The sequence below is a fragment of the Cupriavidus sp. Agwp_2 genome, assembly GCF_040784895.1.
Classification (GTDB): domain Bacteria; phylum Pseudomonadota; class Gammaproteobacteria; order Burkholderiales; family Burkholderiaceae; genus Cupriavidus.
In genome coordinates this window covers 3,116,533-3,140,189 of sequence record NZ_CP088083.1, presented here as the reverse complement: position 1 = coordinate 3,140,189, position 23,657 = coordinate 3,116,533, and the positions used below count along the sequence as shown (strand labels likewise).

Genomic DNA, 23,657 nt, shown 5'->3' with positions numbered 1-23,657 from the left:
TGGCCAATCGCAACCGCGCGGCCAGCGCTGCCTCCGCCGGCTCGGTGCTGAACCCGCTGCGCTGGCTCGGCTATTTGCTGGGCTGCGTGGTCGCGGGCGTGCTGGCGATGCAGTTGTATTTCTTCGTGCAGATTGCCAGCTGGCAATACGTCAACCCGTCCAGCACAACCTTCATGCGTGCCGAGCGCTGGCGGCTGTGCGGTTTCAACCTGTGGAGCTGCGGGCTGGAACGCGAGTGGGTGCCGTATGAGCGCATCTCGCGCAACCTCAAGCGCGCGGTGATCGCCAGCGAGGATTCCGGCTTCGTCAATCATCCCGGCTACGAGCTCGATGCCATGCTCGATGCCTGGGAGCGCAACAAGAAGCGCGGCCGCATCGTGCGCGGCGCATCGACCATCACGCAGCAGCTGGCCAAGAACCTGTTCCTGTCGTCCGAGCAGCATTACCTGCGCAAGGGGCAGGAGCTGGCGATCACGTGGATGCTTGAGTTCTGGCTCGACAAGCAGCGCATCTACGAGATCTACCTGAACTCGGTGGAGTGGGGCGAGGGCGTGTTCGGCGCGCAGGCCGCGGCGCAGCACTACTTCCGCACCAGTGCCGACAAGCTCAGCGTCGGCCAGTCCGCGCGGCTGGCGGCGGCGCTGCCGGCGCCCAAGTGTTTCGACAAGAAAGAGTACTGCGCCAACGTGCGGGTGAATTTCCGCGCCAAGGCGGGGATCATCGCGCGCCGGATGGGCGCGGCGACGTTGCCGGACTGAGGCCCGACGGGCCTCAGTGCCTCAGCTCAGCCAGCCCTTGCGGCGGAAATACACCAGCGGAATCGCCGCCGACACCGCCATCAGCGCGATCGCCCACGGATAGCCCGCGGCCCAGTCCAGTTCCGGCATGATCTTGAAGTTCATGCCGTAGATGCTCGCGATCAGCGTGGGCGGCATCAATGCCACCGACACCACCGAGAACAGTTTGATGATCTTGTTCTGGTTGATGTTGATGAAACCGACGGTCGCATCCATCAGGAAGTTGATCTTGTCGAACAGGAACGCGGTGTGGTTCTCGATCGAGTCGATATCGCGCAGGATCTGGCGCGCCTCGTCCTGCTGCTCGGCCGACAGCAGCTGGCTGCGCATCAGGAAGGACACCGCGCGGCGCGTGTCCATCACGTTGCGGCGGATGCGGCCGTTCAAGTCTTCCTCGCGGGCGATGGTTTCCAGCACGTCGGCCGCGGCGGCATCGGTCACGTTCTCGGCCAGCACGCGGCGGCTGGCTTCTTCCAGGCGTTCGTAGACTTCCTCGATCGAGTCGGCCGAGTATTCCGCATCGGTCGCGTAGAGGTCCATCAGCACGTCCTTGGCGTTGCGCACCGAGCCGGGACGCATGCGCGCGCGCAGCCGCACCAGCCGGAACACCGGCAGGTCTTCGTCGTGGATGGAGAACAGCACGTCCTTGGTCAGCACGAAGGCCACGCGCACGTTGCGCGAGACCTCTTCCTCGTCGAGCAGGAAGTCGGTGCGGATATGGATATTCTCGTCCTCGCCCTCGAAATAGCGCGCCGACGCCTCCAGGTCGCCCAGGTCTTCCAGTTCGGGAAGGGCGACGCCGTAGGCTTCCTTGATCCAGTTCAGCTCTTCGTCGTCAGGATTGACGACATCGATCCAGATCGGCTTGTGCTGCAGCAGCTCATTGCGCTCGTCGACTTGCTCCTGGGCAAGCCGGCCTTTCTGCAGGACGAACAGGTTGATCATCCCCGGGATTCCTTATTGCTGATTTGCGACGAAAAACGATGACAAGCGCGAAGACAAGCGCAGGCGGCTCGCCGCATCCCAGGTATTACGCATGCCCCGTCATGGCCCAGCGGCAAGCCGCGAAAGGCCGGGCCACGGGCAAGCGTGATCGCGCTGTCCCGCGGCTGCGCGAGGCAGGGCGGACAAGACGATGGCGTTTGCCTGGGTTGGCTGGCTAGCCGGGAGAGGGAAGATCCGCCACGGCAGGGCGCGCATGGAGGCGCCGCCGGTGGCACGGAAAGACACTCGCCCGCAGTTCTGACTGCGGGCAAGGCCGACGAAGCGCGGAGCCGGGTTGCTCCGGGCGGGTCGTCGTTACGCAGCCCGCAGTGACATGGCATTCGCAGTGGCCGCACGACTGCGCCAACTGGAACACCCGATGCTACTGCCCACGTAATTTCTCCGGGATTGTGATGGCCGCGAGTGTAGCCCAACGAAGGGGCGCTTGTTAAGTGAAATCTCCGCGAAGCCGGCGCGGCCGTCGCGCGCCGCCCCCGGGCCGGCGGCCTCAGCCCAGGGTACCGCGCAGCCGGCGCCACAACAGCGGCGCCAGCATCACCGAAGACAAGGCCATGAACATCAGCACGATGGCGGCGTAGTCCTGCCAGTGCGGCTGCTCGCCCAGCAGCCACATGCCCGAGAAGACGCCGACCACGGGGATGAACATGATCGACAGGCTCGACACCACCGGCGGCAGGCTGCGCGCCAGCCCGAACCAGACCAGGTGGCAGAAGGCGAAGACCACCACCGCGTTGTAGGCGATCGCGCCCCATTCGACGGCGGTCGGCATGCGCCAGCCGTGCTCCAGCAGCAGCGTGCCGGCGAGCAGGAAGGGCAGGGTCGCCAGCAGCATCCAGAAGGTCATCGCGCCGATCGGCACGTCGGTCTGGGTGCGCTTCATCAGCTGGGTGCCGAAGCCCCAGCCGGCCGCGGCCAGCAGCATCAGCAGCGTGCCGGCGGGACTGCCGGTCAGCGCGCCGATCTCGCCTGAAAGCAGCAGCACGGTGCCCGCCAGCGCGCAGCCGATGCCGACCCAGGCAAAGCCGCTGATGCGCTCGCGGAAGAAGACCAACCCCCACACCACGGCCCAGATCGGCATGGTGTAGCCGAGGATGGCGGCACGCCCGGACGACAGCATCTTCACGGCGCAGATCGCGAACAGGTGCCAAACCACCATGTTGGGCAGCGCCAGCCGGAACACCGTGCCCCATTCGCGCCGCGGCACTGCCAGCGAATCGCCGCGCAGGCGCAGCGCCAGGCCCAGCGCGATCACGCCGCCGGCCATGCACAACAGGCGGAAGCCCATGGGCGGAAAGTGCGCCACCCCGACCTTCATGATGGGCCAGTTGATGCCCCAGGCGAGGGTCAGGACGACAAGCAGGAAAATACCGCGGCGATCGAGAGACATGCAGGAGGGGTGGCGGCTGTGCGTGATGCCGCTCTTTGTTTTGAGAGGAAGCGCAAAACGATAGCACGCAGCGGGTAAAATTGCCGGAAACGACATATGCTGCAGGGATGAAAGGTTTTCACGCCGCTGCGGCCAACCGTGCCGGCCTGGGACTTTGCCCTGGGTTCCTGCCTTGTGTTCCTGCCTTGGGTTCCAAGAGACGCCGGCGCCACCAGGATATTTTCGAGTACCCATGACATTCATCGAGCAGCTTGCTGCCGCCTGGCAGCGCAACGACTCCCTTCTCTGCGTCGGGCTCGATCCTGACCCGCAGAAGCTGCCGCTGTCCCTGACCGGCGCAGGCGGCGCCATCTTCTCGTTCTGCCGCGAGATCGTCGATGCCACCGCCGACCTGGTTTGCGCGTTCAAGCCGCAGATCGCGTATTTCCACTCGCAGCGCGCCGAAGACCAGCTCGAGCAGTTGATCCACTACATCCACGATGCCCACCCTGGCATCCCGGTGATCCTGGACGCCAAGCGCGGCGATATCGGCTCGACCGCCGAGCACTATGCGCTGGAAGCATTCGAGCGCTACCAGGCCGACGCGGTCACGGTCAGCCCGTACATGGGCTTCGATTCGATGCAGCCGTACCTAGCCTACCCGGACCGCGGCGTGATCGTGCTGTGTCGCACTTCCAACCCCGGCGGCTCCGACGTGCAGTTCCTGCAAATCGAGGGCAAGCCGCTGTACCAGCTGGTGGCCGAGGCCGCGCGCGAGCGCTGGAACACCACCGGCCAGATGGGCCTGGTGGTCGGCGCCACCTTTCCCAACGAAATCGCGCGCGTGCGCCAGATCGTCGGCGACATGCCGCTGCTGATCCCGGGCATCGGCGCACAGGGCGGCGATATCGAGGCTACGGTGAAGGCGGGGCGGACCGCGGATGGCACCGGCATGATGATCAACTCGTCGCGGGCAATCCTGTATGCCAGCCGCGAGAAGGATTTCGCGACGGCGGCGCGGAATGTCGCGCTGCAGACGCGGGAGACCATCAACCGGTATCGGCACGGCTGAACTGCTGATCACGGCAACAATGCAGCAACAAAAAAACCGCGCCGGGCTGGCGCGGTTTTTTGTTGGGCGCGTGAGGCGCCAGAGGAAGCGGCAGCGCCCTCAGGCCTCGTTGCGCAGCAACTCCACCAGTCCCCGCATCGCGTGCTCCGCCGCCTGGCGCCGGATCTGGCCCCGGTCGCCGCGGAAGCGCTGGGTCTCGGTGTGGGTAGTGATGCGGTTGCTCCAGCCGAAGCACACCATGCCCACCGGCTTTTCCGGCGTGCCGCCATTGGGGCCGGCCACGCCGGTGATCGCCAGCGAGACCTGCGCGCGGCTGTTCAGCAGCGCGCCTTCCGCCATCGCGCGCGCGACCTCTTCGCTGACGGCGCCGTGGTCGCGGATCAGCTTGACCGGCACGCCCAGCATGGTGGACTTGGCTTCGTTGGAATAGGTGACGAAGCCGCGCTCGAACCAGCCGGACGATCCCGAAACATCCGTGATGGCGGCGGCGACCAGGCCACCGGTACAGGACTCGGCCGTGGCCAGCATCAGGGATTTTTCGGCAAGGGCGACGCCGGACTGGACGGCAAGCTGGTCGAGCAGGCGGCTGACTGACATGATGAATTCAGGGGTTTGTTGGAATGGGCCGGGCTCAGAACGAGCGCCACAGTGCGAACACCAGCAGGGTATAGAAGGCCGCGAAGATGTCGTCGAACATCACGCCGAACCCGCCGCGCAGGCCGGGGCCCTTGAGCGTGCGGTCGTAGTATCCGATCGGAGCCGGCTTGGCGATATCGAACAGCCGGAACCACAGGAAGGCGGCGAACTGCCCCCAGAACCCGGTCGGCGTGACAAAGGACAGCACCAGCCAGAAGGCGATGATTTCGTCCCACACCATGCTGCCGTGGTCATGCACGCCCATGTCGCGGGCAGTCCTGGCGCAGGCCCACAGGCCCACCAGGAAGCCGCCGCCGATGATCCACAGCCAGGTGGTCGGCTCGATCCACAGCGACACCACCACGAACGACAGCCACGCGTAAAGCGTGCCGACCGTGCCGGGGCTGACCGGCGACAGGCCCGAGCCGAAGCCGAAGGCGATCAGGTGGGCTGGATGGGCCAGCATGAAGCGCGCTGTCGGGCGCGTGACCTTGACGGTCTGGCCGGCTTCCAGGGTCATGGCGGGGTCGCGCGTGGCGGCTCCGGAGGGGGTGGTGGACATCAAGGTTGGCTCGTGTGATGCGGATGCTGCTTATGGTTATGGCCGGCTTGCTGCTGTTACTGCTGCCGGAGGCGGGACTCCCGTTCCCGCGCGGCACGCGCCGATGCCGGCATCATGACACGCCTGTGCCCCCGTGTCAGGAGGAGGCGAAGTGGTCGAAGCTGGCGCCGGTGTAGCGGGTCGGGTTGCCGGCACTGTCGACCAGGCGCAGGCCCGGCTCCGGCGTGATCGCGCCGATGCGGGTCAGCGGCAGTGCAAGCCGCTCGCTGATCGCGGCGATGGCGTCACGGTTGCCGGCCGGCGCGGTGAAGCACAGCTCGTAGTCGTCGCCGCCAGCCAGCGTGCATGCGCGCTGGATCGCTTCGGGCTGGCTGGCCAGCACCGCCGAGCGCGGCAGGGCGTCGACATCGACGAGCGCGCCGACCTGCGAGCGGGCCAGGATATGGCCCAGGTCGCCAATCAGGCCGTCGGAGATATCGAGTGCGGCATGTGCCACGCCGCGCAGCGCCATGCCCAGCGCCACGCGCGGGGTCGGCGTATCCATGCGCGGGCGTACCCGGGTGAAGTCGGGCTCTGGCAGCAGCCATTCGCCACGGCAGTCGCCCAGCGCCAGGCGCGCGTCGCCAAGCGTGCCGGAAATCCAGATATCGTCGCCCGGGCGTGCCGCGTCGCGGCGCAGCGCGGTTCGAAGCGGGACGTCGCCAAAGACCGTCAGCGACAACGTCAGCGGGCCGCGCGTGGTGTCGCCGCCGACCAGTTCGCAGCCGTGGGCGTCGGCCAGCGCCAGCATGCCGTCGGCCAGGTCGGCCAGCCATGCGGGGTCGGCCTCGGGCAGGGCCAGCGCCAGCGTAAACGCGCGCGGCTCGGCTCCCATCGCGGCAAGGTCGGACAGGTTGACCGCCAGCGCCTTGTGGCCGAGCGCGCGCGGCGCAACGTCCGGGAAGAAATGGCGGCCGCTGACCAGCATGTCGGTGCTGATGGCGAGGTGGTGGCCCGGGCGGCCTTCGATCAGGGCGCAGTCGTCGCCCACGCCGAGTGCGGCTTTATGCACCGGTCGCGTGAAATAGCGGCGGATCAGGTCGAACTCGGAAAGCGGGGCGGGCGGGGCGGGCGGAGCGGTCTGGGCGTCGGACATCGCGGCGAGCTGGCAGTGGACAGAGGTTTGCCCGGCCGGCAGGCACCGGAGGGACGGAAGGACTCGGAAGGGCGCATCAGGTTGCGGCGCCGGCATCGTTTCAGCAAGATACTGCCGCGCATGACAGCCGTGACCGCAGCGAGTTACCAGCCATGGGCCGTGCGGCGCTACGCTTGCTGGTATTGCCCCGTGGGATGGGGCATATTGTACCGAATCGCAAAGGTGCCCCAAGCAAAAGGCTTATTGTGAAATAGTATTTCACTATATAAAATGCTGGGTTCCAAAGGAAGAGAAGGGCGGACACGTGGAGCCGGTCCGCCGATCGTCCCCGCCACGTTCAATGACGGCTCCACCGATTGGAAAATGCGCCGATGACCAGCCCTCAGCAGTCCCCGTCCCAAGACGATCTGAAACAGCAGCAGCGTGAGGCGCTGCGCAAAGCGGCGCTCGAGTATCACGAGTTTCCGACCCCCGGCAAGATTTCCGTCACCCCGACCAAGCCGCTGTCGAACCAGCGCGACCTGGCCCTGGCCTACTCGCCGGGCGTGGCCGCCGCTTGTGAAGAAATCGTTGTCGATCAGGCCAACTCGTTCCGCTACACCGCGCGCGGCAACCTCGTCGCCGTGATTACCAACGGCACCGCCGTGCTGGGCCTGGGCGACATCGGCGCCGCGGCCTCCAAGCCGGTGATGGAAGGCAAGGCCGGCCTGTTCAAGAAGTTTGCCGGTATCGACGTGTTCGATATCGAAGTCGACGAGAAGGACCCGGAGAAGCTGGTCCAGATCATCGCCGCGCTGGAGCCGACCTTCGGGGGCATCAACCTGGAAGACATCAAGGCACCGGAGTGCTTCTACGTCGAGCGCAAGCTGCGCGAGAAGATGAAGATCCCCGTCTTCCATGATGATCAGCACGGCACCGCCATTGTGGTGGCCGCGGCCATCATCAACGGCCTGAAGGTGGTCGGCAAGGACATCAAGAAGGTCAAGCTGGTGGCCTCGGGCGCCGGCGCGGCCGCGCTGGCCTGCCTGGACCTGCTGGTCGACATCGGGCTGCCGATCGAAAACATCTGGGTGACCGACCTGGCCGGCGTGGTCTATGAAGGCCGTACCGAGCTGATGGACCCGGAAAAGGCCCGTTTCTCGCAGAAGACCGACAAGCGCAAGCTGGGCGAAGTCATCGACGGCGCCGACATTTTCCTGGGCCTGTCCGCCGCAGGCGTGCTCAAGCAGGACATGGTGCAGCGCATGGCCGACAAGCCGCTGGTGCTGGCACTGGCCAACCCGAACCCGGAAATCGCGCCGGAGCTGGTCAAGGAAGTGCGCCCGGACGCCGTGATGGCCACCGGCCGTACCGACTACCCGAACCAGGTCAACAACGTCCTGTGCTTCCCGTTCATCTTCCGTGGTGCACTGGATTGCGGCGCCACCACCATCACGCGCGAGATGGAGATCGCCGCCGCCAACGCGCTGGCCGAGCTGGCGCGCCAGGAGCAGAGCGACATCGTTGCCACCGCCTATGGCATCCAGGACCTGTCGTTCGGCCCGGAATACCTGATCCCGAAGCCGTTCGATCCGCGCCTGATCGTCAAGGTGGCGCCGGCCGTGGCGGAAGCCGCGATGAAGTCCGGCGTGGCCGCCCGTCCGATCGAGGACATGGACGCCTACCGCCTGCAGCTGCAGCAGTTCGTGTACCACTCGGGCACGCTGATGAAGCCGATCTACGCCGCTGCGCGCAAGGTCGAAATGGAGAAGAAGCGCATCGTCTTCGCCGAGGGCGAAGAAGAGCGCGTGCTGCGCGCCGTGCAGGTGATCGTCGATGAAAAGCTGGCCAACCCGATCCTGATCGGCCGCCCGGCCGTGCTGCAGCACCGCATCGAGCGTTTCGGCCTGCGCCTGCGCGCCGGCGTGGACTTCACCGTGGTCAATCCCGAGCACGACGAGCGTTTCCGCGACTACTCCGACGCGTATTACCGCATGATGGCGCGCCAGGGCATCACGCCCCAGTACGCCAAGCTGGAACTGCGCCGCCGCACCACGCTGATCGGCGCCATGCTGGTCAAGCAGGGCGAGGCGGACGGCATGATCTGCGGCACCGTCAGCACCACCGCGGCGCACCTTCGCTACATCGACCAGGTGCTGGGCGGCAGCGGCAAGGTCTACGCGGCCATGAACGGCCTGGTGCTGCCGGGCCGCCAGATCTTCCTGGTCGACACCCACGTCAACGTGGACCCGACCGCCGAGGAACTGGCCGAGATCACGCTGATGGCTGCCGAAGAACTGAAGCGCTTCGGTATCGAGCCCAAGGTTGGCCTGCTGTCGCACTCCAACTTCGGCTCCTCCGAGGCGCCTTCGGCCCGCAAGATGCGCGATACGCTCGCCATCCTGCGCGAGCGCGCGCCGGAACTTGAAGTCGACGGTGAAATGCACGGCGACAGCGCGCTCGACCAGAAGCTGCGCGACCAGCTGGTGCCGGACAGCACGCTGCAGGGCGAAGCCAACCTGCTGGTATGCCCGAACATCGACGCCGCCAATATCTCGTACAACCTGCTCAAGGTTGCCGCGGGCAACAACGTGGCGATCGGCCCGATCCTGCTGGGCGTGAAGGCGCCGGTGCACATCCTGACGCCGTCGGCAACGGTGCGCCGCATCGTCAACATGACCTCGCTGGTGGTGGTGGACGCTGCTGCCAAGCGTTAAGCCAACCTGCCTTGCAAGCTTGCGGAAAAGCCGGGTTCGCCCGGCTTTTTTGTCACTGGACGATAATGGTTAGTATGCGCACACATACGCCTAACATATTGAAACAATTGAGGAATTCCCGCGGCGACAGGGCCGGGATTGATTAATTGCGTGCATGCGCGTAACCTTACGCCTTTGATACAGGCGCTCGCCATGAGCGCCCCGGTGCGGTTGGCATCCGGCGCGTGCATGACAAGGCGCGCGAGGTTGCCGGCCAGGGTGGCCCGGACAGATCGTCTACCCAAACAGCGGCAGGCTCGATTTCCGGTTCAACAAGACAAGCAACGTGGTTTCCCAAGTACCTTTGATGCGGCAGGCAGTGCGGATGCTGGCCCGGTCGATGACCGGCGCGGCGCTGGTGCTGGCCCTGGCACAGCCGGCGCTGGCGCGACAGGCGCAGACCGAAGGCATGGGAACCATTGCAGTGCAGCAGTTGCCCAACGAAGCACGGCAGACCCTGGAGCGCATCGAATCCGGCGGCCCGTTCCCGTATGACAAGGACGGAACCAGGTTCGGCAACTACGAACGCCTCCTGCCGCAAAAAGATCGCGGGTACTACCGCGAGTACACGGTAAAGAGCGCCAGAAGCCGGAACCGGGGAGCCAGGCGGATCGTATGCGGCGGGGAACAGCGCGCTGCCAACGATTGTTACTACACGGAAGACCACTACAACAGCTTCAAACGGATACTCAAATGATGACTGACATTTTCGGATTGGGCGACGCCCTTGCCGCCCGCGAAGAGCGCGGCGCCGGAGATGGCTGGCAGCGGGCTCAGCAGCAGGCCCAGAACCTATACGACAACGTGCTGATGATTCCGCAGCGCCAAGAGCTCACGCACAAACTCCCGCCCGCGAACGCGCCCGTAGCCATGCCGGCCGGTGAGGGCTGGGCTGACGGCACCAGCGAGGGGGCCATGAACCTGTTCAAGACGGTGCGTCCGAACATCGTCCAGTCAATCCGCGCCTTCCGCGTGCCGGAGCTGGCCCAGGCGGCCGCGGATCTCGGCCAGCATTTCCTGTATGCCAACTGCGCGCATTGCGCCAGCAAGGCCGAAATCCTGGAAACGATTGCAACGTCGTTTATCTTCCCCAAGCATTTTGGCAAGAACTTCGATGCGCTGGCGGATTGCCTGACCGACCTGATCTACAAGGCCGGGCCGCAGCCGGGTTTCGTGATCGTGCTGGAAGGCCTGCCGATCGCGCAGAAGTTCGACAAAGAGGCGCGTGAGGTGCTGCTCGACGTGTTTCGCGACGCTGCCGAGTTCTGGGGCGAGCGCAAGGTGCAGTTCCGAGTGTTCTACTCGTTCGCCTGACCGGCCTGATCAAGCAAAAAGCCCGCAATTGCGGGCTTTTTGCATTTGAAGGCTCTGCGTACTGCGGGTTTGCTCTCCTTTCCCGCTTAGGTTAGCTGGGCGGTTGGGTGCACCCACCGTTGGCCCTTTTCATGGCTGTTCTTGTGCAGGGACATGCCCGTGCGGTGTCAGCCGGTCGATCAGCTCGGGCAGCCCTTCGCTCAGTTGCGCTGCCACGTCGTCCTGCGACATCCCGGTCGATTGCGCCAGCGTGTCCAGCGCACCGGTTCCGCCCAGCGCGTCACTCAGCGCCGACGGCGTAACCGGCTGGTTGGCGCCGGTACCGATCCACGAATCCACCTGCTCGCCCAGCCCGGCTTGCGCCAGGATCTGGTGCAGCGCGCCGATGCCGCCTGCGGCAGCGCCCAGTGCCTGGCTGTTGGCCGGGGCGCCGCCCTGGCCGCCAAGCAGACCACCCAGCAAGGAACCCAGGTCGAGCCCGCCGGTGGCGCCGGGCGCGCTGGCATTGCCGCCGAGCACGCCACCCAGCAAGCCGCCGAGGCTGCCAAGGCCGCCCAGCCCATCGTCGACCGGCGCTGCGGTGCCGCTTTCCTGGCCACGGTTGCGCATTGCCAGCATCGCCAGCAGCCCGAGCGCCATCATCAGCTTCGGGTTGAGCCCGCCGCCGCCGGCGCTGCCGTCTTCGCCGCGGGTATTGCCCAGTTGCCCAAGCACGCCGCCCAGCACGCTATCGAGTAGTCCCATGGTCGACTCCTTCAGTCAAGGTTGGCGCTGGCCGGATGGCCGCCGCCGTCAGAAACCGCCAAGCACGGCGTTGAGCGTCGCCAGGCAGGCCAGCCCGGCGGTCTCGGTACGCAGGATGCGCGGGCCGAGCGACACGCCGGTAAAGCCGGCTTGCCGCGCTGCTTGTTCCTCATCGGGTGACAGCCCGCCTTCCGGGCCGATCAGCAGCGTGACGCCATCGGCAAGCAATGCCTCGCGGCGCTCAGCCACGTACACCGGCAGCGATTGCTCCGCACGCGGCGACACCAGCAGGCGTGACCCGGCGCCGCTGCCGGACTGCGCCAGCCATGTCTCAAAGTTAGCGACCGCGGCCACTGCCGGCAAGCGATTGCGCCCGCATTGTTCGCATGCGGCCTGCACCAGCGCCTGCCAGTGCGCCTGGCGCTTTTGCGCGCGTTCGCCGGTGAGGCGCACCACCGAGCGGTTGGCCTGCAGCGGCTGGATCGCGGCAACGCCGAGTTCGACTGCCTTCTCGATCAGCCAGTCCATCTTGTCGCCGCCGGCCAGACCTTGCGCCAGCGTGACACGGAAGGGCGGCTCGGCCTCGGCCGCGTCGTGCGCGCCGATGCGCGCCACGGCATGGCGCTTGCCCAGTTCAAGCAGGGTGGCGGCGTGGCTGCCGCCGCGTCCGTCGAACAGCGTGATGGCGTCGCCGGGCGCCAGGCGCAACACCTGGGCGTGGCGTACCACCGGTTCGGGCAGGGGGAAATCGGCTTCGGCGGCGAGGATTGCTTCCGCGCCGCCGACAAAGAAACGCGGGGCCATCAGCTTGCCTGGCCTCCGTCCTGATCCAGTGACTTGCCGAAGCCCCAGCGGTAGCCGTCCGGATCTTCGACCATGCAGTAGCGGTCGCCCCAGAACTGGTCGGCGGGGGCCATCAGGCTGACAGCGCCGGCATCGACCGCGCGCTGGTGCATCGCGTCGACATCGTCGCAGTAGACATAGAAGGTTTGCGGGCACTCCACGCCCAGCGAGCGGGGCGTGCGGGCGGTGCTGCCCCAGGCGCCTTCGGGTGCGAACATCACCACCAGTTCGCCCTGGTAGTGCATTTCGGCGTGGGTCGGGACGCCGTTTTCATCGACCACATTGCCGGCGGCAAAGCCGAAGGCGCGGCTGTAGAAATCCAGTGCGTCGCGCCCGTTGGCGACGGTCAGGTAGGGGGTGAGCCAGGGGGTGTTGGCCGGTCTGCTCATGATCGTCTCCTGTCATGCGGGAAACCCGGCGCGGTCAGTCGCTGTCTGTCACTAAGCGGGGCCGCGCGGTGCGAGTGTGCATCTTACGCGCGTGGCGCGGCGCTGTCGAAGTGCAGTGCAGCGGCCCGCGCCCGGCCCGCGGGTGATCCCCGAGGCATGCCCGCCGCCGGTGTCCGGGAGTCCGGAAAACCCCTTAGCTTCTGCTAAAATTGCGGTTTTCCCGCCGACAGGCTCACGCCCGCCGCGTCCAAGCTCACGTCCAAGACCGCCCGAATGTCCGCCCTAGCCCATCCCGCCACGAGTCCCTTTGCTTCCCAGCCCGCCAAGCTGATGGCCGATGCCATCCGCGTGCTTGCCATGGACGCCGTCCAGCAGGCCAACTCCGGCCACCCCGGTGCGCCGATGGGCATGGCGGATATCGCCGTGGCGCTGTGGGGCCGGCACCTGAAGCACAACCCGGCCAACCCGCACTGGGCCGACCGCGACCGCTTCGTGCTGTCCAATGGCCATGGCTCGATGCTGATCTATGCGCTGCTGCACCTGAGCGGGTACGACCTGCCGGTTGAAGAGCTGAAGAACTTCCGCCAGCTGCACAGCAAGACCGCCGGCCACCCGGAATATGGCATCACCCCCGGCGTGGAAACCACCACCGGCCCGCTCGGCCAGGGCATCACCAACGCGGTCGGCATGGCGCTGGCCGAACGCCTGCTGGGCGAAGAATTCAACCGCCCCGGCTTCGATATCGTCAACCACCACACCTATGTCTTCCTGGGCGACGGCTGCCTGATGGAAGGCATCTCGCACGAGGCCAGCTCGCTGGCCGGCACGCTCAAGCTGAACAAGCTGATTGCGCTGTGGGACGACAACGGCATCTCGATCGACGGCGACGTCGTGCACTGGTTCAACGACGACACCCCGAAGCGCTTCGAAGCCTACGGCTGGAACGTGATCCGCGGCATCGACGGCCATGACGTCACCGCCGTCGACCTCGCGATCTCGCAGGCCAAGGCCAGCGACAAGCCGACCCTGATCTGCTGCCGCACCAAGATCGGCAAGGGCGCGCCCAACAAGGAAGGCGGCCATGACGTGCACGGCGCCCCGCTGGGCGGCGCCGAAGTGCTGGCCACGCGCGAGGCGCTGGGCTGGGCCCACGCCCCGTTCGAAGTGCCGGGCGACGTCTATGACGCGTGGGACGCCAAGGCCAACGGCCAGGCCCTGGAGCGGGCCTGGACCGCACTGTTCGACGCCTATGCCGAGCGCCACCCGTATGAAGCCGGCGAATTCACCCGACGCATGAAGGGCGAGCTGCCTGGTTCGTTCGATGCCGCCGTCGAAGCCTTTATCGCCAAGTGCGAGGAAAAGTCCGAGACCATCGCCACCCGCAAGGCCAGCCAGAACACCATCGAGGCCTTCGGCCCGGTGCTGCCCGAGTTCCTCGGCGGCTCGGCCGACCTGACCGGCTCGAACTTGACCAACTGGTCCGGCAGCAAGGCCGTGCGCGTGGATGCCTGGGGCAACCACATCAACTACGGCGTGCGCGAGTTCGGCATGAGCGCCATCATGAACGGCATCACGCTGCATGGTGGCTACATCCCCTACGGCGCCACCTTCCTGACCTTCTCGGACTACAGCCGCAACGCCCTGCGCATGGCGGCGCTGATGAAGATCCGCTCGCTGTTCGTGTTCACCCATGATTCGATCGGCCTGGGCGAAGACGGCCCGACGCACCAGTCGATCGAGCACGTCGCCAGCCTGCGCCTGATCCCCAACATGGACGTCTGGCGTACCGCCGACACCACCGAGACCGCCGTGGCCTGGGCCGAGGCGATCCGCCGCGAGAACGGCCCGAGCTGCCTGATCTTCAGCCGCCAGAACCTGCCGTTCCAGCAACGCGACGACGCCACCCGCGCCAATATCGCGCGTGGCGGCTACGTGCTGCGCGACAGCGTCAACCCGCAGACCGGCAATCCGGACGCCGTGATCCTGGCGACCGGCTCGGAAGTAGGCCTGGCCGTGGGCGCGGCCGAGCACCTGGCTGCGGAAGGCGTGCACGTGCGCGTGGTGTCGGTTCCGGCGACCACCGTGTTCGACAAGCAGGACACCGCTTACAAGGCCAGCGTGCTGCCGGCCGGCGTGCCGCGCGTGGCGGTCGAGGCGGGCGTGACGGACTTCTGGTGGAAGTACCAGGTCCAAGCGGTAGTGGGCATCGACACCTTCGGCGAATCGGCGCCGGCCGGCGTGCTGTTCAAGCACTTCGGCTTTACCGTCGACAACGTCGTGCGTACGGTGAAAGACACCCTTATCTAAGCATCCGGGCGCTGGAGTCGCGCGGTGCGCCGCGCGGCAGCAGCGGCGCCCACCGGTTTTCATCGATCCTCAGGAGAGACAGTCATGACCATCAAGATCGGCATCAACGGCTTCGGCCGCATCGGACGCATGGTGTTCCGCGCCGCCGCCGCCAACTTCAAGGACATCGAAGTCGTTGCCATCAACGACCTGCTCGAGCCCGACTACCTGGCTTACATGCTGAAGTACGACTCGGTGCACGGCCGCTTTGACGGCGAAGTGTCGGTCGACGGCAACACCCTGGTCGTCAACGGCAAGAAGATCCGCCTGACCGCCGTCAAGGATCCGGCCGAGCTGAAGTGGGGCGAAGTCGGCGCCGACGTGGTGATCGAGTCGACCGGCATCTTCCTGACCAAGGAAGGCGCACAGAAGCACATCGACGCGGGCGCCAAGAAGGTGATCATGTCGGCCCCGTCCAAGGACGACACCCCGATGTTCGTGTACGGCGTGAACCACGAAACGTACAAGGGCGAAGCGATCGTCTCGAACGCCAGCTGCACCACCAACTGCCTGGCACCGGTGGCCAAGGTGCTGAACGACAAGTGGGGCATCAAGCGCGGCCTGATGACCACCGTGCACGCTGCCACCGCCACGCAGAAGACCGTTGACGGCCCGTCCAACAAGGACTGGCGCGGCGGCCGCGGCATCCTGGAAAACATCATCCCGTCGTCGACCGGCGCTGCCAAGGCCGTGGGCGTGGTGATTCCGCAGCTGAACAAGAAGCTGACCGGCATGTCGTTCCGCGTGCCGACCTCGGACGTGTCCGTGGTCGACCTGACCGTCGAACTGGAAAAGTCGGCATCGTACGAAGAAATCTGCGCCGAGATGAAGGCTCAGAGCCAGGGCGCGCTGAAGGGCGTGCTGGGCTATACCGAAGACAAGGTTGTCGCCACGGATTTCCGCGGCGATGCACGCACCTCGATCTTCGACGCTGAAGCCGGCATCGCACTGGACGGTACCTTCATCAAGGTCGTGAGCTGGTACGACAACGAGTGGGGCTACTCGAACAAGTGCCTGGAAATGGCGCGCGTGGTGGCCAAGTAATCCGGCAGTCTTGCAGTAAAAAAACGCGCCTTCGGGCGCGTTTTTTATTTGGGCGCGATGGCCACTCAGCCAGCCGGGCGTGATGTCAGCGGCCGCGCGTCGACGGCGGCGCCGTCTACCAGGAAATGGCCGCCGGCGACATGATGGATGGTGCGCAGCGCGTCGTGGCCTTCGAAATGCCAACGCCCGTTGCTGAACACGCGCGAATCCGCATGCGCAGCTACGACCTCACCGAGAAACAGGTCATAGGTCTGCTGCGTCGCCGGTTCCGGCAACAGCCGGCACTCGAGCCAGGCTGCGCAGCCTTCCAGCAGTGGGGCGCCGACGACGTTCCCCGCAAAGGTGCCCAGCCCGTAGGCATCGAACTTGTCGGTCCCTTCCTGTTCCAGCAGCGCCAGCCCTGAGCTCGAGCCAAGCGCCTCGGTCAGGTCGACCTGGCTGACGGTAGGCACCTGCAGCACGAATTCACCGCTTTGTTCCAGCAGGCGCCGCGTCCAGGTGCTCTTGTCCAGCACCACCGCGACCTTGGGCGGCGCGAAATCCAGCGGCATGGCCCATGCGGCGGCCATGATGTTGCGCTTGCCGCCGGCGGCCGCGCTGACCAGCACGGTAGGGCCGTGGTTGAGCAGCCGGTAAGCCTTGGGCAGTTCGACAGGAAGGCGGGAATGGTCGGTTCGGGAGTCAGGCATGATGGCGGACGCATCCGCATCCTAGGAAAAGAATGACAAAAATGGGACGGCGACCCAATATACGCCGATGCGCGAGGGTCTCGCCGGACTGAAAATGAGCGTATATGAGACCAAATTCATAAAAATGGCACTATTTTGCGGAAATATGACAGGGCTCGGCGCTCCAAAAATGCCGAATTTGCTTTCCGAGCTTGTTTTTTCCTCTTACACTACCGAGACGCCGTTGAAATCTGATGTGCAGCCAGTGCAAGTGGTGGGGCCATCTTTGCTAAGAAAAATCTGACCTGGGCCTGATCATGGTGAACGTGGACACAAAGCTTCTAGTGATCTTCACCGAGCTGCTGAGTAAGCGAAACGCCACTTACGTCGCGGAGAAGATGCATATGACCGCGCCGGCGGTGTCACATTCACTGGGCCGGTTGCGCGAGATCTTTGACGATCCACTCTTCATCCGCGTTCCGCACGGTCTCACGCCCACGCCGCGCGCGCTGGAGCTGGGCCCCAAGATCCGCGACATGCTGGACCTGTGGTCGTCGATCAACGAAGGCGACGCCGATAATTTCGATCCCGCGGTGGCCACTGGCACGCTGAGCATCGGTTTTGCCGCGGAGCTGGGCGACACGGTGTTCAACCGCTTCGTGCTGCGCATCAAGCAGCTGGCGCCGGACCTGCATATCAAGCTGGTCGAGTCCCATTCCTGGGAAGCCGACGTGTCGTCGATGCGCGCCAATGAGCTGGACGTGGCATTCTCGCCGTTCCCGACCCGGCATCCGGAAATCGTCGAGGAAATGGTGACATCGCTGAACCTGTGGGTTTGCGCGCGCAAGAACCACCCGATGCTGAAGAACCACTGCACGCTCGAGCAATACCTGGACTGCGGCCATATCTTCATGGCGCATTCGGGGGGCGCAGGCCGCCCGGCGCCGTCGCTGATCCCGCTCGACTACGCGCTGCAGCAGCGCGGCCTCAAGCGCAATGCGACGCTGACGGTGCATTCGTGGCGCGCCCAGGCCGAGATGGCCGCGCAGACCGACATGATCTTCACCGTCAATGCGCTGACCAAGGACATGGCCTGCGAAACCTACGGCCTGAAGGCGTTCCCGCTGCCGGCGGAACTCAACACCACGGTCGGCCTGAACATGTTCTGGCACCGCAGCCGCAACACCCATCCGATGCTGGTATGGGCGCGCAACCTGTTCCGCCAGGTGGTGGGCGAGTTCGTCGGCCTGCCGCCGTCGCGGCCGTCGCGCGTGGTTGCCGAGCAAGACCTGCAAACGCTGCGCGAGCCCTGAGACCGGCGCAAGCCCATAAAAAAACCGGCGCCTGGCGCCGGTTTTTGTTTTGCCGGAGGCGCTACGCGGTGCGTGCGCCGGCTTATCGTTTGGGTCTGTGGGGACAGTTGGTTTTAGTGCAGTTGCCGTAGAGCGACAGTGCGTGTTCCTGCAAGGTAAAGCCGCGCTCGCGCGCAATGCTTTGCTGGCGCTGCTCGATTTCGGAATCGAAGAATTCTTCGACGCGGCCGCAATCGAGGCACACCAGGTGGTCGTGGTGCTTGCCTTCGTTGAGTTCGAAAATGGCCTTGCCAGATTCAAAATTGTTGCGCGACAGCAAGCCTGCCTGTTCGAACTGGGTCAGCACGCGGTAGACGGTGGCAAGGCCGATATCCATATGCTCGTTCAGCAGGATACGGTAGACGTCTTCCGCGCTCAGGTGCCGCTGTTCGCTGGTCTGAAAAATTTCAAGAATCTTCAGCCTGGGCACCGTCGCCTTCAGGCCGATATTCTTGAGGTCCGCCGGACTCGGCATGGGCGTGACTCCCTAGAGTACAATGTCTGGATAGTTGAATCATAAGGGTTTTGACAGCAAAAGTCGCTCGCGGTGCCATGTCCCATGTGGGCAACGCGCCTCAGGCATTTGCAGTCGGCCCCGTGTGGTTGCCGCGGCAGGCGCCCCGTGCGCGTGTGGTTTATCCGGCTCTTGCAGCGCTTGCTGCGCCGGACTTCCGCGGTACTTTCCGTACTTTCCCTTTCCCTCCCGGAAGCGAGATACATGCGTTATACCCGTTCGTCCGCCATGCGCCCGACGCTGGTTGTCTCCCTGCTGGCCGCGGCTTTGCTGGCCGGCGCCTGCTCGGCCTACGATTCCACTTCGCGCAAGGTAGCCAACGCCATCACGCCGTACCGGATCAATATCGTGCAGGGCAACTTCGTGTCCCGCGAGGCCGCTTCCCAACTGCGCGAAGGCATGACGCGCGAGCAGGTCAAGTTCCTGCTCGGCACGCCGCTGCTGACCGATGTGTTCCACGCCAACCGCTGGGACTACGTGTTCTCGTTCCGCCGCGGCAATACCCCCGTGGTGCAGCAGCGCCGCTATACGGTCGTTTTCGATGGCGACCGCCTGGTCAAGTTTGGCGGCGACGAACTGCCGTCGGAATACGAACTGATCGCCGAGATTGACGGCATGAAGAAGGCGCTGAAGGACCAGACCCCGGGCAAGGTATCCACCAGCAGCACGAGCACGGCCGCTGCCCAGGCCGAGCCGCAGACCACCGTGGAAAATTTCGTGCCGCGCCAGGCGACCGAGCCGGCCGCCGCTCCCGCGGCGACGCCCGCGCCCGCAGCCGCCGCGGCCCCCGTGACCGAAGCGCCGCCGGCCGCAGCCCCGGCCCAGGCCACCGCGCCCGCCGACGCCTCCAAATCGAACTGAGCCGTCTTCCGCGGCTTGCCATCTGTTCCGGGCCGGTCAGCCATGACCGGCCCATTCACTTTTCGCGTATTGCGCACATTCCACTGAGCCAGACACCATGAACATCGCCATCGCAGGCGCATCCGGCCGCATGGGCCGCATGCTGATCGAACAAGTGCTGAACACCGAGGGCGTGAAACTGTCGGGCGCGCTGGATCTGCCGGGCTCGCCGGCGCTGGGCCAGGATGCGGGCCTGTTCCTGGGCCGCAATACCGGCGTGGCGATCACGGCGGACCTGGAAGCCGGACTGGCTGGCGCGGACTGCCTGATCGATTTCACCCGTCCGGAAGGCACGCTGGCTCACCTGGCCGCGGCGAAGAAGCTGGGCGTCAAGATGGTGGTCGGCACCACCGGCTTCGACGATGCCGGCAAAGCCGCGCTGGCCGAAGCCGCCAAGTCCATCGGCATCGTCTTTGCCGCCAACTTCAGCGTTGGCGTCAATGCCACCTTCAAGTTGCTGGAAGTGGCCGCCAGGCTGCTGTCGACCGGCTATGACATCGAGGTGATCGAGGCCCACCACCGCTTCAAGGTCGACGCCCCGTCGGGCACTGCGCTGAAGATGGGCGAAGTGATCGCTGATGCGCTCGGCCGCGACCTGAAGACCTGCGCCGTCTACGCCCGCGAAGGCCATACCGGCGAGCGCGACCCCAATTCGATCGGCTTCGCCACCATCCGCGGCGGCGATATCGTTGGCGACCATACCGTGATGTTCGCCGGCATCGGCGAGCGCATCGAGATCAGCCACAAGTCGTCCAGCCGCCAGTCGTATGCCGACGGTGCCGTGCGCTCGGCCCGTTTCCTGGCCGACAAGCCTAACGGCCTGTTCGACATGCAGGACGTGCTGGGCCTGAAGTAAGCGCCGCGCCGGGCGGCCAGGGGTGCCGCCACGGTTATAATCGATTGCTTTAGCATTGCACGCCGGGCGGGCGCCCAGACAGGCGCCCGCCGCTTACCTTCCAACGATTCTTCCCGGATGCCGGCAGGCCAGTTGCCGCGCAGACGCTGCCTGATTGTTGCACCTGACTGCTGTCTCGACCATGCAAGACAAATATCTTCCTTCCGCCGTAGAACAAGCCGCCCAGCAGCACTGGCAAGCCATCGACGCCTACCGCGTGTCGGAGCATGCAGCGGGCCCGGACGGCAAGGAAAAGCCCAAGTTCTACGCCTGCTCGATGCTGCCGTACCCGTCGGGCAAGCTGCACATGGGCCACGTGCGCAACTACACCATCAATGACGTGATGGCGCGCTACCTGCGCATGAACGGCAACAACGTGCTGATGCCGATGGGCTGGGACGCCTTCGGCATGCCGGCGGAAAACGCGGCGCTGAACAATGGCGTGGCGCCGGCCGCCTGGACCTACGACAACATCGCTTACATGAAGAAGCAGATGCAGTCGATGGGCCTGGCGATCGACTGGTCGCGCGAGGTCGCCACCTGCAGCCCGGACTATTACCGCTGGAACCAGTGGCTGTTCCTGAAGATGCTGGAAAAGGGCGTCGCCTACCGCAAGACCGGTACCGTCAACTGGGACCCGGTCGACCAGACCGTGCTGGCCAACGAGCAGGTCATCGACGGCCGCGGCTGGCGCTCGGGCGCGGTGGTGGAAAAGCGCGAGATCCCGATGTACTACCTGCGCATCACCGAATATGCGGAGGAGCTGCTGGGCGACCTCGACGGCCTGGGCTGGCCCGAGCGCGTCAAGGTGATGCAGCAGAACTGGATCGGCAAGAGCGTGGGCGTGCGCTTTGCCTTCACCCATGGCATCCCGGGCGAGGACGGCAAGCCGATCAACGACGGCAAGCTCTACGTCTTCACCACGCGCGCCGATACCATCATGGGCGTGACCTTCTGCGCGGTTGCCGCCGAGCACCCGCTGGCCACGCACGCCGCGCTGAACAACCCCGAACTGGCTGCCTTCATCGACGAATGCAAGCACGGCTCGGTCATGGAAGCCGACATGGCGACCATGGAGAAGAAGGGCATGCCGACCGGCCTGCAGGTCGTGCACCCGCTGACCGGCGAAAAGGTCGACGTGTGGGTCGGCAACTACGTGCTGATGACCTACGGCGACGGCGCCGTGATGGGCGTGCCCGCGCACGACGAGCGCGACTTCGCCTTCGCCAACAAGTACAACCTGCCGATCAAGCAAGTGATCGACGTGAAGGGCCAGCCGTACTCGACCGAAGCCTGGCAGGAATGGTACGGCGACAAGGAAAACGGCACCTGCATCCACAGCGGCAAGTATGACGGCCTGGGCTACCAGGCCGCGGTGGAAGCCATCGCCGCCGACCTGGGCGGGATGGGCCTGGGCGAGAAGAAGACCACCTGGCGCCTGCGCGACTGGGGCATTTCGCGCCAGCGCTACTGGGGCACGCCGATCCCGCTGATCCACTGCGACAGCTGCGGCGTGGTGCCGGTCCCCGAGAAGGACCTGCCGGTGGTGCTGCCCGAAGACCTGGTGCCGGACGGCACCGGCAACCCGCTGGCCAAGGATCCGCGCTTCCTGCAGTGCACCTGCCCGTCGTGCGGCAAGCCGGCGCGCCGCGAGACCGACACGATGGATACCTTCATCGATTCGTGCTGGTACTACATGCGCTATACCTGCCCGGACGCGGCCACCATGGTCGATGCCCGCAACGACTACTGGATGCCGATGGACCAGTACATCGGCGGCATCGAGCACGCGATTCTGCACCTGCTGTACGCGCGTTTCTGGACCAAGGTCATGCGCGACCTGGGCCTGGTCAGGTTCGACGAGCCGTTCACCAACCTGCTGACGCAGGGCATGGTGCTGAACGAGACCTTCTACCGTGAAGACCCCTCGGGCAAGAAGCACTGGTACAACCCGGCCGACGTCGACGTGCAGACCGACGAGCGCGGCCGCCCGGTGGGCGCCACGCTGAAGGCCGATGGCCAGCCGGTGGTGATCGGCGGCATCGAGAAGATGTCGAAGTCCAAGAACAACGGCATCGACCCGCAGGCGCTGATCGACCAGTACGGCGCCGATACCGCGCGCCTGTTCGTGATGTTCGCCGCGCCGCCCGAGCAGCAGCTGGAGTGGAGCGGCTCGGGCGTGGAGGGCGCCTCGCGCTTCCTGCGCCGCGTGTGGAACTACGGCTACGCCAACGCCGCCGCGCTGCGCGATGGCGCCGGCAGTGCCATCACAGCCGATGACGCCGAGCTGCGCCGCGAGATCCACGGCGTGCTCAAGCAGGCCAACTATGACTACCAGCGCATCCAGTACAACACCGTGGTCTCGGCCACGATGAAGATGCTCAACGCGCTGGAAGACGCCAAGACCGCTTCGCCGGCCGCGCGCCGCGAGTGCTTCGGCATCCTGCTGCGCGTGCTGTACCCGGTGGTGCCACACATCACTCATGGCCTCTGGGACCAACTGGGTTTCGCCGCCGAATCCGGCGACCTGCTCGACGCCCCGTGGCCGCAGGTCGACGAAGCCGCGCTGGTGCGCAGCGAGATCGAACTGGTGCTGCAGATCAACGGCAAGGTGCGCGGCAGCATCACCGTACCGGCCAGCGCCGACCGCGCCGCCATCGAGGCGGCTGCCGCCGGCAGCGAAACCGTGGCCAAGTTTGCCGAAGGCAAGGCGCCCAAGAAGATCGTGGTGGTGCCGGGCCGCCTGGTGAACGTGGTGCTGTAACGGGTCAGCGGCCCGGAACCTGACTGAGGAATCGCCAAGAATGAAGCGACTGAACATGGGCCGCCGCAAGGCGCTCGCGGCGATGCTGGCGGTGCCCGCAACGGGCCTGCTGGCCGGCTGCGGCTTCCATCTGCGCGGCAATTCGGACTTCGCGTTCAAGCGGCTCTATATCGGGATTCCGCCCAATTCGCTGATGGGCGCGGACCTGCGCCGCGCCATCCGAGGCGGCTCCGACACCCAGGTGGTGGCCGACCAGAAAGAGGCTGACGCGCTGCTGGACGTGCTGCAGGACACCCGCACCAAGTCCATCCTGTCGATCACGACCGAGGGCGTGGTGCGCGAATACCGCCTGACGCAGCGCTTTACCTTCCGCCTGCGCGATGCCGCCGGCAAGGAACTGATCGCGCCGTCGCAGCTGGTGCTGACGCGCGACCTGACCTACAACGAAGCCAACACGCTGGCCAAGGACTACGAAGAGCAGCAGCTGTACCGCGACATGCAGCGCGACATCGTGCAGCAGCTGATGCGCCGGCTGGCCGCGGTCAAGGCCATCTGAGCTCGGGGCAGAGTTACGGC

22 protein-coding genes are annotated in these 23,657 nt (G+C 65.7%); 12 read left to right on the top strand and 10 right to left on the bottom strand.

Annotated features, from left to right (window positions below; translation table 11 throughout):
* Nucleotides 1–56: 56 nt before the first annotated feature.
* Nucleotides 57–758, top strand: a complete 702-nt coding sequence (gene mtgA / locus LPA45_RS14670) for a monofunctional biosynthetic peptidoglycan transglycosylase (RefSeq protein WP_317920890.1) — start codon at nt 57–59, stop codon at nt 756–758.
* A 21-nt stretch (nt 759–779) separates the two neighbouring features.
* On the opposite strand, the gene corA is transcribed toward mtgA, so the two are convergent.
* Together corA and LPA45_RS14660 are read right to left on the bottom strand one after the other, a co-directional pair.
* Nucleotides 780–1,742, bottom strand: a complete 963-nt coding sequence (gene corA / locus LPA45_RS14665) for a magnesium/cobalt transporter CorA (RefSeq protein WP_116318136.1) — start codon at nt 1,740–1,742, stop codon at nt 780–782.
* Between the two features lie 547 nt (nt 1,743–2,289).
* Nucleotides 2,290–3,189 carry a DMT family transporter gene (locus LPA45_RS14660; protein WP_116318135.1) on the bottom strand — a complete coding sequence of 300 codons (900 nt, stop codon included), beginning with the start codon at nt 3,187–3,189 and terminating at the stop codon, nt 2,290–2,292.
* Between the two features lie 232 nt (nt 3,190–3,421).
* Here LPA45_RS14660 and pyrF point away from each other — a divergent pair, with 232 nt between their 5' ends.
* Nucleotides 3,422–4,240: an orotidine-5'-phosphate decarboxylase gene (gene pyrF, locus LPA45_RS14655; RefSeq protein WP_116318134.1), complete on the top strand. Its 819-nt coding sequence runs from the start codon at nt 3,422–3,424 to the stop codon at nt 4,238–4,240.
* A gap of 99 nt (nt 4,241–4,339) precedes the next feature.
* Here the strand turns inward: pyrF and LPA45_RS14650 are convergent, their stop codons facing one another.
* From LPA45_RS14650 to thiL, 3 genes are all read right to left on the bottom strand, one after another.
* The gene (locus tag LPA45_RS14650) at nt 4,340–4,837 is read right to left on the bottom strand and encodes a CinA family protein (protein ID WP_116318133.1); all 498 of its coding nucleotides are present in this window, start codon (nt 4,835–4,837) and stop codon (nt 4,340–4,342) included.
* 34 nt (nt 4,838–4,871) lie between these two features.
* A complete protein-coding gene (locus LPA45_RS14645) occupies nt 4,872–5,438 on the bottom strand; it encodes a phosphatidylglycerophosphatase A (protein ID WP_317920823.1) in 567 nt (188 codons plus the stop codon).
* Between the two features lie 136 nt (nt 5,439–5,574).
* The gene (thiL, locus tag LPA45_RS14640; RefSeq protein ID WP_116318131.1) at nt 5,575–6,573 is read right to left on the bottom strand and encodes a thiamine-phosphate kinase; all 999 of its coding nucleotides are present in this window, start codon (nt 6,571–6,573) and stop codon (nt 5,575–5,577) included.
* Between the two features lie 371 nt (nt 6,574–6,944).
* On the opposite strand from thiL, the gene LPA45_RS14635 reads away from it, so the two are divergent.
* The 3 genes from LPA45_RS14635 to LPA45_RS14625 all read left to right on the top strand — a co-directional run bounded on the left by LPA45_RS14635 (nt 6,945) and on the right by LPA45_RS14625 (nt 10,622).
* Nucleotides 6,945–9,269, top strand: a complete 2,325-nt coding sequence (locus LPA45_RS14635) for an NADP-dependent malic enzyme (RefSeq protein ID WP_116318130.1) — start codon at nt 6,945–6,947, stop codon at nt 9,267–9,269.
* Nucleotides 9,270–9,633: 364 nt separating this feature from the next.
* A complete protein-coding gene (locus LPA45_RS14630) occupies nt 9,634–10,005 on the top strand; it encodes a ribonuclease domain-containing protein (RefSeq protein ID WP_116318129.1) in 372 nt (123 codons plus the stop codon).
* Nucleotides 10,002–10,622, top strand: coding sequence for a barstar family protein (locus LPA45_RS14625; protein WP_116318128.1), 621 nt, complete (start codon nt 10,002–10,004; stop codon nt 10,620–10,622). Before LPA45_RS14630 ends, LPA45_RS14625 begins: the two co-directional genes overlap by 4 nt.
* Before the next feature lie 129 nt (nt 10,623–10,751).
* On the opposite strand, the gene LPA45_RS14620 is transcribed toward LPA45_RS14625, so the two are convergent.
* From LPA45_RS14620 to LPA45_RS14610, 3 genes are read right to left on the bottom strand one after another with little or no spacing between them, the layout of a single operon-like run.
* Nucleotides 10,752–11,366: a YidB family protein gene (locus LPA45_RS14620; protein ID WP_116318127.1), complete on the bottom strand. Its 615-nt coding sequence runs from the start codon at nt 11,364–11,366 to the stop codon at nt 10,752–10,754.
* Between the two features lie 48 nt (nt 11,367–11,414).
* A complete protein-coding gene (locus tag LPA45_RS14615; protein WP_317920820.1) occupies nt 11,415–12,170 on the bottom strand; it encodes a 16S rRNA (uracil(1498)-N(3))-methyltransferase in 756 nt (251 codons plus the stop codon).
* Nucleotides 12,170–12,598 (bottom strand): glyoxalase/bleomycin resistance/extradiol dioxygenase family protein, encoded by a 429-nt coding sequence (locus LPA45_RS14610; RefSeq protein ID WP_116318125.1) that lies wholly within the window; start codon nt 12,596–12,598, stop codon nt 12,170–12,172. The genes LPA45_RS14615 and LPA45_RS14610 overlap by 1 nt, the downstream gene beginning before the upstream one ends.
* 273 nt (nt 12,599–12,871) lie before the next feature.
* Here LPA45_RS14610 and tkt point away from each other — a divergent pair, with 273 nt between their 5' ends.
* Together tkt and gap are read left to right on the top strand one after the other, a co-directional pair.
* Entirely contained in the window at nt 12,872–14,905 is a 2,034-nt protein-coding gene (gene tkt, locus LPA45_RS14605) for a transketolase (protein WP_317920818.1), read from the top strand.
* Between the two features lie 84 nt (nt 14,906–14,989).
* Complete coding sequence (gene gap / locus LPA45_RS14600; RefSeq protein ID WP_116318123.1) at nt 14,990–15,988, top strand: type I glyceraldehyde-3-phosphate dehydrogenase; 999 nt, start codon at nt 14,990–14,992, stop codon at nt 15,986–15,988.
* Nucleotides 15,989–16,053: 65 nt separating this feature from the next.
* Here the strand turns inward: gap and LPA45_RS14595 are convergent, their stop codons facing one another.
* Nucleotides 16,054–16,677 carry a flavin reductase family protein gene (locus LPA45_RS14595; protein WP_116318122.1) on the bottom strand — a complete coding sequence of 208 codons (624 nt, stop codon included), beginning with the start codon at nt 16,675–16,677 and terminating at the stop codon, nt 16,054–16,056.
* A gap of 296 nt (nt 16,678–16,973) precedes the next feature.
* Here LPA45_RS14595 and LPA45_RS14590 point away from each other — a divergent pair, with 296 nt between their 5' ends.
* A complete protein-coding gene (locus LPA45_RS14590) occupies nt 16,974–17,969 on the top strand; it encodes a LysR family transcriptional regulator (protein ID WP_317920816.1) in 996 nt (331 codons plus the stop codon).
* Nucleotides 17,970–18,051: 82 nt separating this feature from the next.
* Here LPA45_RS14590 and fur read toward each other — a convergent pair whose 3' ends face one another.
* On the bottom strand, nt 18,052–18,483 hold the full coding sequence (fur, locus tag LPA45_RS14585) for a ferric iron uptake transcriptional regulator (RefSeq protein ID WP_012353845.1): 432 nt from the start codon (nt 18,481–18,483) through the stop codon (nt 18,052–18,054).
* A 243-nt stretch (nt 18,484–18,726) separates the two neighbouring features.
* On the opposite strand from fur, the gene LPA45_RS14580 reads away from it, so the two are divergent.
* The 4 genes from LPA45_RS14580 (at nt 18,727) to lptE (ending at nt 23,637) form a co-directional block, all read left to right on the top strand.
* Nucleotides 18,727–19,383, top strand: a complete 657-nt coding sequence (locus tag LPA45_RS14580; protein ID WP_116318120.1) for an outer membrane protein assembly factor BamE — start codon at nt 18,727–18,729, stop codon at nt 19,381–19,383.
* 97 nt (nt 19,384–19,480) lie between these two features.
* Nucleotides 19,481–20,278, top strand: a complete 798-nt coding sequence (gene dapB, locus LPA45_RS14575) for a 4-hydroxy-tetrahydrodipicolinate reductase (protein ID WP_116318119.1) — start codon at nt 19,481–19,483, stop codon at nt 20,276–20,278.
* Between the two features lie 181 nt (nt 20,279–20,459).
* Nucleotides 20,460–23,081, top strand: coding sequence for a leucine--tRNA ligase (leuS, locus tag LPA45_RS14570; RefSeq protein WP_317920811.1), 2,622 nt, complete (start codon nt 20,460–20,462; stop codon nt 23,079–23,081).
* A 40-nt stretch (nt 23,082–23,121) separates the two neighbouring features.
* Nucleotides 23,122–23,637, top strand: coding sequence for an LPS assembly lipoprotein LptE (gene lptE, locus LPA45_RS14565; protein WP_063241675.1), 516 nt, complete (start codon nt 23,122–23,124; stop codon nt 23,635–23,637).
* Nucleotides 23,638–23,657: the final 20 nt, after the last annotated feature.